The following is a 12429-nucleotide window of genomic DNA, read 5'->3' as shown; positions in this document are numbered from 1 at the left end:
ACAGGCATGAACGTGATTCTGATTGCCACTTGCCATAGCGGGACGGCGACCAGCTATCTGATCGCAGAACGTCTCAAGCCCGCTGCTCAGGCATTGGGCTGGCAGATGGAGCTCGAGGTGCACTCGAGTCTCGAACGCCTTGCGCCGGTTTCAGCAGAAGCCATCGCCAACGCAGATTTGATCATCGCTGTCGGTGATCATCTGCCTGACGCACAGCGCTTCAGTGGCAAGCGGCTCTATCGTGGCCAGACGAGTCAGGCTCTGCCGCAGCCCGGTGAATTCCTGCAGCAGGCACAGCATGATGCCAGCGTCTTTACGCCGTTGAATGAGGAAGTCCAGACGAGTGTAGCAGCGGCAGCGAGCAGCGCAGGTGCGCAGCGCATTGTCGCCGTGACCGCTTGTCCGACCGGAGTCGCCCATACCTTCATGGCCGCTGAGGCACTGGCCGAGGCCGGCCGTGGTCTCGGCCATGAGATCCGTGTCGAGACTCAGGGCTCGGTAGGGGCTCAGGATAAGCTGACCGATGAAGAAATAGCGGCTGCGGATCTGGTGATTCTGGCCTGTGATATCGAGGTTGACCCCAGCCGCTTTGCCGGTAAACGGATCTATCGAACTTCTACCGGTAACGCACTCAAGAAGTCCCGCCAGACCATAGGGTCCGCGTTGACCGAGGCTCAAGTGGAAAGCGACGCTCAAGCGGGAGCCAAGGCGTCTTCCGAAGGCGCGCGCAGTTTCAAGGACAAGGGCGTCTACAAGCACCTGCTGACCGGGGTGTCCTTCATGTTACCGATGGTGGTGGCCGGGGGCTTGTTGATTGCCTTGTCCTTCGTGTTCGGGATCGAGGCATTCAAGGAGCAAGGTACTCTGGCGGCGGCACTGATGGATATCGGTGGCGGTACTGCATTCGCGCTGATGGTGCCGGTGCTGGCCGGTTATATAGCCTACTCGATTGCCGACCGCCCCGGCATTGCTCCAGGCATGATCGGCGGTATGCTGGCGGCTAATCTCGGCGCGGGTTTTATTGGTGGCATCATTGCCGGTTTCCTCGCCGGCTATGTGGCGAAGGCAGTGATCCACTATGTGCGCCTGCCCTCCAGCGTGGAGTCGCTCAAGCCGATCCTGATTGTTCCACTGGTAGCGAGCCTGATCACCGGGTTGGTGATGATCTATGTGGTCGGTGAGCCAGTGGCGCGAATCCTGTCTGCCTTGACCGTGTTCCTCGAAGGCATGGGCTCCACCAATGCGGTACTGTTGGGCATTCTGTTGGGCGCGATGATGTGTTTCGATCTCGGCGGGCCGGTCAACAAGGCGGCCTATACCTTCGGTGTTGGACTCCTGGCCTCCGAGACCTACGCGCCCATGGCTGCGATCATGGCAGCGGGCATGGTGCCGGCGATCGGCATGGGCATCGCCACTTTCGCCGCCCGCAGCAAGTTTGCCCAGGCCGAGCGCGAGGCCGGCAAGGCGTCCTTTGTTCTTGGGCTGTGCTTCATCACCGAAGGTGCGATCCCCTTCGCCGCACGTGATCCGCTGCGGGTAATCCCGGTATCGATGCTTGGTGGTGCAGTGACCGGTGCCATCTCGATGCTGGTGGGGGCCAAGCTGATGGCGCCGCACGGAGGTGTCTTCGTACTGCTGATCCCCAATGCCATCACGCCCGTGGTCGGTTATCTGCTGGCCATCATCGCTGGCTCACTGTTCACCGGGCTGGGCTATGCAATGCTCAAGCGTCGGGAAGCCGAGCCCATGGCGGTGATGCAGAGCGGCTGACGCATGGCCTGGATACGAGCTACGAGCTACGAGCTATGCTACTCGTAGCTCGTAGCTCGTATTTTATGGTTCATGGCTTATCCCTCCCTTTCCTGGCATAATGTCGCGAAATTTTCGGCATGTATCTTGCTAGATAAATATTCAGGGAAGCGCTGATCCTGACGCTCACATCGTCGATCGGCAGCTCCCGGGCCTTACCCAGGCTCGACTCAACCTGAATACGACAGGGAGACCCCTATGTCGCATCACCACCAGTCGTATCACCACCAGTCACATCAACCCGTTACCTTGATGGTTGCGCGTCGCGTGGCCAGTAGGCGCTATGCGGATTTCAGCCGATGGCTGGATGAGGGGCGTGAGCTGGCTGCTGACTTTACCGGCTATCTGGGCTCCGGCATTCTGGCGCCACCGCCTGGCGACGACGAATATCAGATCATCTTTCGATTTCAGGATGCCGAGACGCTGGAGCGTTGGGAGCATTCGGCCTCTCGTCGTGCCTGGCTGGAACGGGGCACAGGGCTGTTCGCTGCACCAGAAGAGCACCGCGCGGTAGGCATGGATGGATGGTTTACCAGCCCCAGTCCACGCACACCGCCACGCTGGAAACAGGCGATTGCCATCTGGCTGGCATTTTTCCCCGTCTCGTTGATGTTCCAGCTGTTGTTTGGTGAAGCGCTCGCCGACTTGCCTGTGGTGCCGCGAGTGCTGGCCAGCACGCTAATGCTGACCCCGGTCATGGTGTTCTTCTTCATTCCGCTGGTGACACGTCTGCTGGCTCCATGGCTACAGGCACAGCCGGGACGCAAGCTGCGCCTGCGCTTCAAGCGGGGGTAAGGGCGACGGCAGGCAAGAAGCACCACGGAAAGTGACATGACTCCCCTATGGTCGCGTTGAGAACCGCTGGGACTCCTGAGACGATGTCCTGGATGACGTCTCCGGGAGTCCTTGCATGGCGCGGCTTCAGCCCCTCTCTTCTTCTTTCCACGGCATGCCTGGTGTGCGCATTGCGGTCAGCCGCAGCCAGAATGCCAGGCAAGTAGCGCAGGCGCTGCATCATGCACTGATGCATGACGATCTTGGCTTCGTACTGTTCTTTGTCAGTGCAGAATATGCGCTGGATCCCCTCGGCGAGGCCTTGAACGCAGCATTTGCCGAGATTCCCCTGGCTGGCTGTACCACGGCAGGGGAGATCACGCCAGCGGGCTATGAACGTGGCTGCATCGTTGCGCTTGGTTTCGATCGCCGCCACTTCGGGGTTGCCGCCACACTGATGGACGAACTCGGTCATGTCACGCTGGTGGAGGCTCAGCGACGGGTCGATAGTCTAGTTCAAGAGGCTCGTCAGCGTTTTGCCGGGGAGCCTGGAAGGGACATCGGGACCTTTGCCCTGACGCTCCTTGATGGCCTGTCATCCAGTGAGGAGCAGGTCCTGGCCACCCTGGATGCGGCCCTTGGTGGCATTCCCAGCTTCGGCGGATCGGCCGGGGATGATAATCGCCTGACGAATACCCATGTCTTTGCCGGAGACCGTTTCCATAGTGATGCTGCTGTGGTAGTGCTGATCACGACCCATCACCCCTTTGAAGTGTTTTCCGCCCATCATCTGGTATCACGTGGTGAGAAGCTGGTTGTGACGCAGGCAGATGCTTCCGCGCGCCGGGTGATGGAGCTCAATGCATTGCCGGCAGCGGAAGAGTACGCTCGCCTGGTCGGTCTGCCGGTCGCAGCGCTGGATGAGGTCGTGTTCTCCCGTCATCCCCTGGCGGTGAAGCTGGGTGACGCCTGGTTCGTGCGCTCGATTCAGCGTGTCAATACAGATGGCAGTCTAAGTTTCTACTGTGCGGTGGAGAATGGCATCGTTCTGACGGCCATGCGGGCTGCTTCGCAGCTACAGGCCCTGGATGAGACGGTGGCTGGACTGGAGTCGCGCCTGGGGCGTCCAGGGTTGATCATCGGCTGTGACTGCTTCCTGCGCCGCCTGGAGCTCGAATCGCTGGGCATGATCGCAGAAGGTTCGCGCCGTCTGGCTGACGCTCAGGTGATTGGATTCAACACCTATGGCGAGCAACATCACGGTATGCACGTTAACCAGACATTCACCGGAGTGGCGATTGGACTTGCGCAGTGAGGTTGCCGATGGCGAGCCGAAGACTCCCCTGGAACAGCAACTGTTCGAGGAAAACCGGCGGCTGCGGCGTATCTGCCAGGCATTGATGGAGCGAGTGGAGTCCGCTGGTGCAGGCAGGGCTCCCTATGGCGCATTCGAGCATGCCGTGTTGCTGGCCGAGCAGGTGCGCGAGCGTACTGACACTCTGCACCGAACGTTGGATGAACTGGCTGAAGCCAATGCCCATCTGGAAGAGGCGCGGCGCGAGGCAGAAGCCGCCAACCATTCCAAGACACGCTTTCTCGCTGCGGTCAGCCATGATGTCTTGCAACCGCTCAATGCCGCTCGACTGTTCACCAGTGCGCTGGAGGAGCATCCACTGGACAGTGAAGCTGACGTTCTGGTGAACAGGATCGGTCGTTCCCTGCGGGACGTGGAGCTGTTGCTGGGAACCCTGGTGGATATCTCACGCCTGGATGCGGGGGTGATGACATCGGATGTGGCGCCTTTTGCGGTGGATGAACTGCTCGATACCCTGGCAGAAGAATCTCGCCAGATGGCGCAGGCCAAGGGGCTGGGGTTCTGCTATGTGGCCAGCTCAGCCGTGGTGGAATCGGATCAGGCCCTGTTGGCCCGAGTGATACGCAACCTGATTGCCAATGCCGTGCGTTACACTGACAGTGGCCGAATCATGCTGGGGTGCCGACGTCGTTCGCAGGGGCTGGAAGTTGTCGTGGCGGACACCGGCCCTGGTATTCCGGACGCACGCCGCGAGGAGATTTTCCTCGAATTTCGACGTGGTCACGATCCAGTGTCGCGGCAGTCTCCTGGCTTGGGACTGGGCTTGGCCATCGTGGATCGCATCGTGCACCTGCTCAACCATCCTTTGCGTCTGGCCAGCCAGCCGGGACGGGGCACACTGTTTGCCGTGATGCTACCGTATGCCGAGCTTGCGCCCCCCATGACACCTGTGGTGACTCACCACCAGGCGGGAGGGGCGCTGGATGACGCCAGGCTGTGGGTGCTCGATAACGATGCCAGCATTCTCGACGCAATGAGCGCGCTGCTCTCCGGGTGGGGCTGCCACGTTCGCGTATCCAGGTGTGCTGCGGAACTGGAAGCACAGTTGAGCGAAGTCGAGGACAGTATGCGCCGCGGTGTGCTGCTGATCGATTATCACCTGAATGCCGAGGACCAGGACGGGCTGTCCCTGGCCGAGCGGCTGGTTCGGCGCTACCCCCATCTCATGCCGATGCTGATCACCGCCAATCACGATGCCGAGATCAAGCGCCGTTGTCGTGAGCGCGGTTTCCCCTGCCTGTTCAAGCCGGTCAAACCCTTGCGCCTGCGCCAGACCCTGATTCACCTGCTGGGGAAGGGCAGACGACGAGACGGGTGACCGCCAGCCATGGGGGTATCAGCAGCCTTGCGATGATATCTCTAGTATCTGTCAGACTACTCAATGGTCAACGTGACCAATCTGACCACGACTGGCCTGACGATGAGCACACAGATAAAGGCTATTGGCATGGCCAGTTGATAGGCCTCCCACACCGTTTCCATGTAGCTCTCTCCCAGGCCGCCATTGGCAGCAGTGATCACCAGGCACATCAAGAACGCCATGATCCCTGCCATGTAGAAGGCAAATACCACGGGTGTGCAGCGATGGGGCAATCCTCGCTTTTCTATCACCTGCTTGATGATGTTCTTTCTGGCGGTGTCCTTCCTGATGACAGTGGAGCGATCAGAGGCTGCGTTGGCTTGTGGTTCCATTGATGACTCCTGGGTGGTGTCTTGAGGGTTGCTACCCTATCCCACCCGGATGTCAGCGAGTAGACTTGCGGGACTAATCACTCTATTAACTGATGGTTAATAATTCTGTATCGTATTCTTCATTATGACTATCCTTTGCAAGGACGACTGTTTTTGCAGGCAGTTTTCGTAAAGGCGATTTTCAGAATAGATGGATACTCTGCGCGCTATCGAATGTTTCGTGCGAACGGTGGAAGCGGGCAGTATCGCTGCAGGTGCCAGGCAGCTGGGCATCAGCTCTGCGGCGGTCAGCCAGAGCATTGCGCGCCTGGAAACCCAGCTTGATGTCAGGCTGCTGTCGCGCACGACGCGCCGAATGGCGCTGACCGACAGCGGCACGGTCTACTACAAACGGGTCAAGCACATTGCCCGCGATATCGAACAGGCCCACAACGCCATCGCCTCTCTTCATGCAGCTCCCCGTGGGCGATTGCGGATCGCTTCCACCGCGGCCTTTGGACGCCATGTGCTGGCGCCCTTGATCCCGGAGTTCAATGCCGCCTATCCCCATCTTTCACTGGAGTTGCTGACCACGGATCGCAGCGTTAACCATATCCGCGAGACCGTGGATGTCAGTATACGCATCACTCCACAGTTGGAAGATGGGCTGGTAGCGCGTCATATCGCGTCTATTCCTTTCCTGTTTTGCGCGTCTCCGGCCTATCTGCGCCGCGCAGGCACGCCTCACGATCCAGCAGAGCTCAAGCACCATGATTGCCTGGCGTTTCGCTTTCCCATGGATGGGCGCTTTCTGAGCTGGGGATTCGTTCGCGATGGCATCCGTTTCGAGCCGGATATCAAGGTGGCCATGATCAGTGATGATATCGATGTCCTGGCACGCATGGCCCTTGCCGATGGGGGGATCACCCGACTGGCCGCCTTCATTGCCGGACCCTTTCTCGAGCGAGGGGAGCTGGTATCCCTGTTTGAGGCGGGTAGCGACGACAAGGTGCGTGCCGTATCCGAGCCCATGGATATCTATCTATGCGTCGGGCACCGAAAGGATGTGACGCCCAAGGTCAGGGCATTCATGGACTTTCTGAGTGATCGCTTGCCACCGGCATGGCGCCGGAGCTGATCGGCATCATCGGTTGCGGCGTCTGGCCAGGGTATCTGCCAGGAGGGCCTCTTCAACTGCCACGATCGCTTGCACTCGGCTGTTCACTTCGAGCTTTCTGAGGATGGCGGAGACATGTGTCTTGACCGTGGTTTCGGCAATGTCGAGCTGTCGGGCGATGCCCTTGTTGGACCCCCCTCGGATCAACAGCATCAGGACTTCGAGCTGTTTGTCAGTGAGCTGCTCGAGACGTTGGTGCTGTCTGTCTGATGTTTCTGCGACGGAAGGAGGGGGGGGAGTGCTGGGGATTGGCGGGCGGCGTAACAGTTCGGCAGGTAGGTAGACCTGACCATCGAGGATCTGGCGTAGCGCGCTCATCAGGGCCGGGCGTGGTGTCGACTTCGGTACATAACCGACTGCCCCGAGATCCAGGGTATCAAGCACCGTGCGGCGGTCGCTTTGCGCCGAGATGACTGCAACGGGGACTTCCGGAAAATGCTGTCTCAGTCGGGACAGGCCATCGAGACCGGTGGTGTCAGGCAGGTTGAGGTCGAGTAGTACCAGGTCTACGTCATCGCACTGTTCCAGGAGCAGGAGCAGATTGCTGAAACAGTCGGCTTCATTCAGGGTGCTACCCGGCAGAGTGGATTCGACCACGCCGGCCAGGGCGTCACGAAACAGGGGGTGGTCATCGGCCACCAATAGCCGGTACATGGGCGTGGTTCCTCCTTGGGGCTGGTCATGTCAGGTATCTTTCAGGATCTGCCTGGCCTCCTACCGAAGGAGGAGGCTGACTCCTGCCAGGGCAGTATGTCGCAATGCGCACCAGTGACCAAGACTGGGTAGACCAAGTATGGATTCGATCACAACCATAACGACGTCGCTTACGACGGCGAACCCTAACAGGAGTCGCGCCATGATCTATGCCAACCCCGGACAACCCGATGCGGTTGTCAATTTCGATGAAACCTATGGCAACTATATCGGTGGCGAGTTCGTGCCACCGGTGAAGGGCCAGTACTTCGATAACATCAGTCCGATCAATGGCGAGGTGTTCTGCCGGATACCGCGCTCGACGGCGGAAGATATCGACAAGGCTCTCGATGCCGCTCATGCCGCTGCTCCGGCATGGGGCAGGACATCTGCCGCTGAACGCTCCAATGTGCTGCTGAAGATTGCTGACCGCATCGAGGCCAACCTCGAGATGCTGGCGGTGGCCGAAAGCTGGGACAACGGCAAGGCGGTGCGTGAGACGCTCAATGCCGACATTCCGTTGGCGGTGGATCATTTCCGCTACTTCGCAGGTTGTATCCGGGCTCAGGAAGGTACAGCCGCCGATATCGATGCCAATACCGTGTCCTATCACTTCCATGAGCCGCTGGGCGTGGTGGGACAGATCATTCCGTGGAACTTCCCTCTGTTGATGGCCACCTGGAAGCTGGCACCGGCATTGGCTGCCGGTAATTGCGTGGTGCTCAAGCCTGCCGAACAGACGCCTGCCTCGGTTCTCAAATTGATGGAGCTGGTCGGTGACCTATTGCCGCCAGGCGTAGTCAATGTCGTCAATGGCTTTGGCCCCGAGGCCGGCGAAGCTCTGGCAACCAGCAAACGCATCGCCAAGATCGCCTTTACCGGCTCGACCCCGGTGGGCTCGCATATTCTCGAGTGTGCCGCGGCCAATATCATCCCCTCGACCGTGGAGCTGGGCGGTAAGTCACCCAACATCTACTTTGCCGACATCATGGATGCCGAGCCGGAGTTTATCGACAAGGCGGCGGAAGGCATGGTGCTGGCCTTCTTCAATCAGGGCGAGGTCTGCACCTGTCCATCTCGCGCGCTGATTCAGGAAAGCATCTATGAACCCTTGATGGCGAAGGTCATGGAGAAGGTCACGAAGATCAAGCGTGGTAACCCGCTGGATACGGATGTTCAGGTGGGTGCCCAGGCGTCGAAGGAACAATTCGACAAGATCATGTCGTATATGGACATCGCCCGTGAGGAAGGTGCGGAATTTCTCACCGGGGGCGGCAAGGCTGAGTTCGACTCCAAGTATGACAATGGCTATTACATCCAGCCGACTCTGCTCAAGGGCAACAACAGCATGCGGGTCTTCCAGGAGGAAATCTTCGGCCCGGTGGTTGCCGTGACCACCTTCAAGGATGAAGCCGAAGCATTGGCCATCGCCAATGACACCGAGTTTGGACTCGGCGCTGGCGTCTGGAGCCGCGACATCAATGTCGCCTTCCGCATGGGGCGCGGGATTCAGGCTGGCCGAGTATGGACCAACTGTTATCACCAGTATCCGGCTCATGCTGCCTTCGGTGGCTACAAGAAGTCGGGCGTAGGACGCGAGACCCACAAGGTCGCGCTGGAGCATTATCAGCAGACCAAGAACCTGCTGGTCAGCTATGACACCAACCCACTGGGGTTCTTCTAGCCCCGGCATCGCGCTGCCGATGAGCTGATTTAATCGGTTGTGAACCGGCTGCTGACTCGGCTTGCAAATGACATTCACGTCACTGCGGGTCAGCAGTCCCAATATCCTTATCTACTGTAATCCGGCTTCAGCATCGATGAGGTTGGCGGGGCCGGTATTGCTCGATTATTGGAGATCGTGATGGAAAATGTCATGAAGGCTGCAGTGGTACGCGAGTTCGGCCAGCCACTACGTATCGAGGAGGCGCCTGTTCCGCGTCCGGGACGTGGTGAGATCGTCGTCAGGATCGCCGCATCCGGAGTCTGCCACACCGACCTGCATGCTGCGCATGGTGATTGGCCGATCAAGCCCAACCCGCCGTTCATTCCGGGTCATGAAGGCGTCGGCCATGTGGCGGCGGTTGGCGAGGGTGTCAAACATGTCAAGGAAGGCGACCGCGTCGGTGTGCCCTGGTTGTACAGTGCCTGTGGCCATTGCGAGCACTGTCTGGGCGGCTGGGAAACCCTGTGTGAATCGCAGCAGAATACCGGTTACTCGGTCAATGGTGGCTTTGCCGAGTACACCCTGGCCGATGCCGGGTATGTGGGACATATCCCGGATAATGTGGGGTTCGTGGATATCGCACCAGTGCTGTGTGCGGGCGTAACGGTCTACAAGGGGTTGAAGCAGACGGATACTCGCCCCGGGCAATGGGTCGTTATCTCGGGTATTGGTGGTCTGGGACATATGGCAGTGCAGTATGCGAAAGCCATGGGGCTCAACGTAGCCGCTGTCGATATCGATGATGCCAAGCTGGATCTGGCCCGCCGCCTGGGCGCGACGGTCACCGTCAATGCCATGAAGGAAGACCCGGTTGCCGCTATCAAACGTGATATTGGAGGAGCCCACGGTGTGCTGGTGACGGCGGTATCACCCAAGGCATTTGAGCAGGCTCAGGGGATGGTGCGGCGTGGCGGCACCATCTCTCTCAATGGCCTGCCGCCGGGGAATTTTCCGCTGCCGATCTTCGAGACCGTACTCAATGGCATCACCGTACGTGGTTCGATTGTCGGCACACGCAAGGATCTCCAGGAGGCGCTGGAATTCGCCGGGGAAGGCAAGGTGAAAGCGACGGTTTCCACCGATAAGCTGGACAATATCAACGACGTCTTCGAGCGGATGATCAAGGGAAGCATCGAAGGTCGCGTGGTTATCGACATGCAGGCCTGAGGGGCAGAAGTGAAAATCCGGGAACAAGCTCTCGGAGAGGCAGAGGGGGGCGTGAAGAAAAGCGTTCTGTGTAGCAGAAGTGCCCGGAAATACCTCGTTCTATCGCAGAAGGCCGATGTTGTCACCGGCCTTCTGCACTCTCAAAGCCATATCTCGATTATCTAAAGTTTGACGCCGTTTTGCCGATAGTCTCGCAGCGCTTGCGCGCTGACGGGATGCGGCTCATCGAATGGGTTGCGTGAAACAGGTCATGGCAAAGGCTCCAGCAATGGTGAGAGCAATACGCAATCTATCGGTAAAGAGTGGCTTGATACTGGCCCTGGTATTGATGGCCGCGGTGAGTGTGGCCATCAGTGGTCTGGGGTTTTATGCCTCCAACCAGGGGGAGCGGCAGACGGATCAGATCGAGAACCTGGGGATTGTGCAGGGGCTTTCCCTGAACCGTGCAATCAATCGCCTGACGCTGGCTGGCGATATGCTGGGACTGTATCGCAATACCCTCAACGAGGGGCAGCGGGACAGGGCGGAGGAGTTGGCGTCCGAGATCAGTGCGGTATTGGGTCGTGCGGATGGTTCCTTCACTACCTTCATGGAGGCACCGAAGCTCGAGGCAGGAGCCAGCATGGCCAATGAGCTTCAGGATGCCTTCCAGGCGGTTCGCTCGGAGATCGAGTATCAGCTTGCCGCGGGTAATTCGGTGCATGCCAGTGCCCTTGAACTACGCATGGCACCAAAGAAGAAAGCGCTGATCGACTTGACGGGAGATTTCATTGATCAGATCTACGAGGTGACGAATCAGGTCCATGCCGATATGGCGAAAACCGATCGCACACTGCTGGTGCTGTCCATCTCGGCGTTGGTGTTGGGGGCCCTCGTGGCCTTTATTGTCTACCTCGGCCTGATGCGTGGAGTGGTCAGGCCGCTGGAAGAGGCGGTGGGACACTTTACCGCCATCGCCAGGCTGGATCTTTCCAATACCATTCCCGAGCGTGGTCGCAACGAGGTCGGACGACTATTCAGCGCCATGCGCGAGATGCAGCAGAGCCTGTTGACGGCGATTGGCGGTGTACGCGATGCCAGCGCCTCGATTCATGTCGGCACCAGCCAGATTGCGGCGGGCAATGCTGATCTGTCGTCGCGCACCGAACAGCAGGCGGCATCGCTGGAGGAAACGGCTGCCAGCATGGAGGAAATGACCTCTACCGTGCATCAGAACGCCGATAATGCGCGTCAGGCCAGCAGCCTGGCCAATGATGCCTCCGTCATGGCGGAGCGCGGCGGCCTGGTGATGGACGAGGTCAGTCAATCCATGCAGGGCATCAGTGAACGTTCGCGCCAGATTGCCGACATCATTGGCATGATCGATGCGATCGCCTTCCAGACCAATATCCTGGCTTTGAATGCTTCGGTGGAAGCCGCGCGGGCAGGGAATCAGGGCCGTGGCTTTGCAGTGGTTGCCGATGAGGTGCGCAACCTGGCGGGTCGCAGCTCTCGAGCGGCAAAGGATATCAAGGAGTTGATCGAAGCCACGACCGCCGAGGTGCAGCAGGGATCGTCACAGGTTGAAACCGCGGGGACCACCGTGGCTGACATCGTGAATGCGGTCAAGCGGGTCAGTGACTTCATGGATGAGATTGCTGTCGCCTCACAGGAGCAGCGTGACGGTATCGAGCAAGTCAGCATGGCGGTGACGCAGATGGAGCAGGTGACCCAACAGAACGCGGCACTGGTGCAGGAGGCTTCAAGCGCCGCGACATCACTGGCAGACCAGACCCAGCGTCTCGAGTCGGTGGTAGCTACCTTCCGGCTGGCCCCGATCGGTGACCACAGTCCGCTTCGCCCAGCGTTAGCCCCGGTTGCCCCGGAGGTAGCGTCGGCACCGGCGGTCAAGCGTCGCAGAACCACTCAAGAAGCCGAGGAATGGGAAGCCTTCTGATCCCCATAGACACTGGCCACGGTGCGGGAAGCGAGCTCCGGCGACATGCGACGCTATATCCGATGCCGGGATAATACCGTCGCCATGCAGGAGGTGGTAGC

Annotated in this window: 10 protein-coding genes; 8 read left to right on the top strand and 2 right to left on the bottom strand. The window is 59.4% G+C overall.

The annotated features are described in order from the left end of the window. Positions 1–6: 6 nt before the first annotated feature. The 4 genes from fruA (at position 7) to AR456_RS15250 (ending at position 5276) form a co-directional block, all read left to right on the top strand. Positions 7–1770, top strand: a complete 1764-nt coding sequence (gene fruA / locus AR456_RS15265) for a PTS fructose transporter subunit IIBC (RefSeq protein WP_031207513.1) — start codon at positions 7–9, stop codon at positions 1768–1770. Positions 1771–2007: 237 nt separating this feature from the next. Beyond that, positions 2008–2604, top strand: coding sequence for a putative antibiotic biosynthesis monooxygenase (locus tag AR456_RS15260; protein WP_021818482.1), 597 nt, complete (start codon positions 2008–2010; stop codon positions 2602–2604). A 115-nt stretch (positions 2605–2719) separates the two neighbouring features. After that, positions 2720–3898 carry a nitric oxide-sensing protein NosP gene (gene nosP / locus AR456_RS15255; protein ID WP_021818483.1) on the top strand — a complete coding sequence of 393 codons (1179 nt, stop codon included), beginning with the start codon at positions 2720–2722 and terminating at the stop codon, positions 3896–3898. Then, positions 3882–5276 (top strand): ATP-binding response regulator, encoded by a 1395-nt coding sequence (locus AR456_RS15250; protein WP_021818484.1) that lies wholly within the window; start codon positions 3882–3884, stop codon positions 5274–5276. The genes nosP and AR456_RS15250 overlap by 17 nt, the downstream gene beginning before the upstream one ends. A gap of 56 nt (positions 5277–5332) precedes the next feature. Here AR456_RS15250 and AR456_RS15245 read toward each other — a convergent pair whose 3' ends face one another. After that, a complete protein-coding gene (locus tag AR456_RS15245) occupies positions 5333–5650 on the bottom strand; it encodes a DUF2798 domain-containing protein (RefSeq protein ID WP_021818485.1) in 318 nt (105 codons plus the stop codon). Between the two features lie 190 nt (positions 5651–5840). Here AR456_RS15245 and AR456_RS15240 point away from each other — a divergent pair, with 190 nt between their 5' ends. After that, positions 5841–6767, top strand: a complete 927-nt coding sequence (locus AR456_RS15240; protein ID WP_021818486.1) for a LysR family transcriptional regulator — start codon at positions 5841–5843, stop codon at positions 6765–6767. A gap of 6 nt (positions 6768–6773) precedes the next feature. On the opposite strand, the gene AR456_RS15235 is transcribed toward AR456_RS15240, so the two are convergent. Beyond that, a complete protein-coding gene (locus AR456_RS15235) occupies positions 6774–7460 on the bottom strand; it encodes a response regulator (RefSeq protein WP_021818487.1) in 687 nt (228 codons plus the stop codon). Between the two features lie 202 nt (positions 7461–7662). Here AR456_RS15235 and exaC point away from each other — a divergent pair, with 202 nt between their 5' ends. The 3 genes from exaC to AR456_RS21735 all read left to right on the top strand — a co-directional run bounded on the left by exaC (position 7663) and on the right by AR456_RS21735 (position 12328). Beyond that, positions 7663–9183, top strand: coding sequence for an acetaldehyde dehydrogenase ExaC (gene exaC / locus AR456_RS15230; RefSeq protein ID WP_021818488.1), 1521 nt, complete (start codon positions 7663–7665; stop codon positions 9181–9183). A 180-nt stretch (positions 9184–9363) separates the two neighbouring features. Continuing rightward, positions 9364–10392, top strand: coding sequence for an alcohol dehydrogenase AdhP (gene adhP / locus AR456_RS15225; RefSeq protein ID WP_031207524.1), 1029 nt, complete (start codon positions 9364–9366; stop codon positions 10390–10392). Positions 10393–10642: 250 nt separating this feature from the next. Beyond that, positions 10643–12328, top strand: a complete 1686-nt coding sequence (locus AR456_RS21735; RefSeq protein ID WP_269465160.1) for a methyl-accepting chemotaxis protein — start codon at positions 10643–10645, stop codon at positions 12326–12328. The last annotated feature ends 101 nt before the right edge of the window (positions 12329–12429 follow it).

Origin of the sequence: Halomonas huangheensis (genome assembly GCF_001431725.1) — a bacterium.
Lineage (GTDB): Bacteria > Pseudomonadota > Gammaproteobacteria > Pseudomonadales > Halomonadaceae > Halomonas > Halomonas huangheensis.
The sequence above is the reverse complement of the archived record's forward strand: the minus strand, read 5'-3'. Positions and strand labels throughout refer to the sequence as shown.

What these genes read in the sequence shown, in the direction of transcription:
- AR456_RS15245 (WP_021818485.1), bottom strand. Translation starts at nt 5,650, where the DNA reads ATGGAACCACAAGCCAACGCAGCCTCTGATCGCTCCACTGTCATCAGG.
- AR456_RS21735 (WP_269465160.1), top strand. Translation starts at nt 10,643, where the DNA reads ATGGCAAAGGCTCCAGCAATGGTGAGAGCAATACGCAATCTATCGGTA.
- AR456_RS15260 (WP_021818482.1), top strand. Translation starts at nt 2,008, where the DNA reads ATGTCGCATCACCACCAGTCGTATCACCACCAGTCACATCAACCCGTT.
- AR456_RS15235 (WP_021818487.1), bottom strand. Translation starts at nt 7,460, where the DNA reads ATGTACCGGCTATTGGTGGCCGATGACCACCCCCTGTTTCGTGACGCC.
- adhP (WP_031207524.1), top strand. Translation starts at nt 9,364, where the DNA reads ATGGAAAATGTCATGAAGGCTGCAGTGGTACGCGAGTTCGGCCAGCCA.
- fruA (WP_031207513.1), top strand. Translation starts at nt 7, where the DNA reads ATGAACGTGATTCTGATTGCCACTTGCCATAGCGGGACGGCGACCAGC.
- AR456_RS15240 (WP_021818486.1), top strand. Translation starts at nt 5,841, where the DNA reads ATGGATACTCTGCGCGCTATCGAATGTTTCGTGCGAACGGTGGAAGCG.
- exaC (WP_021818488.1), top strand. Translation starts at nt 7,663, where the DNA reads ATGATCTATGCCAACCCCGGACAACCCGATGCGGTTGTCAATTTCGAT.
- nosP (WP_021818483.1), top strand. Translation starts at nt 2,720, where the DNA reads ATGGCGCGGCTTCAGCCCCTCTCTTCTTCTTTCCACGGCATGCCTGGT.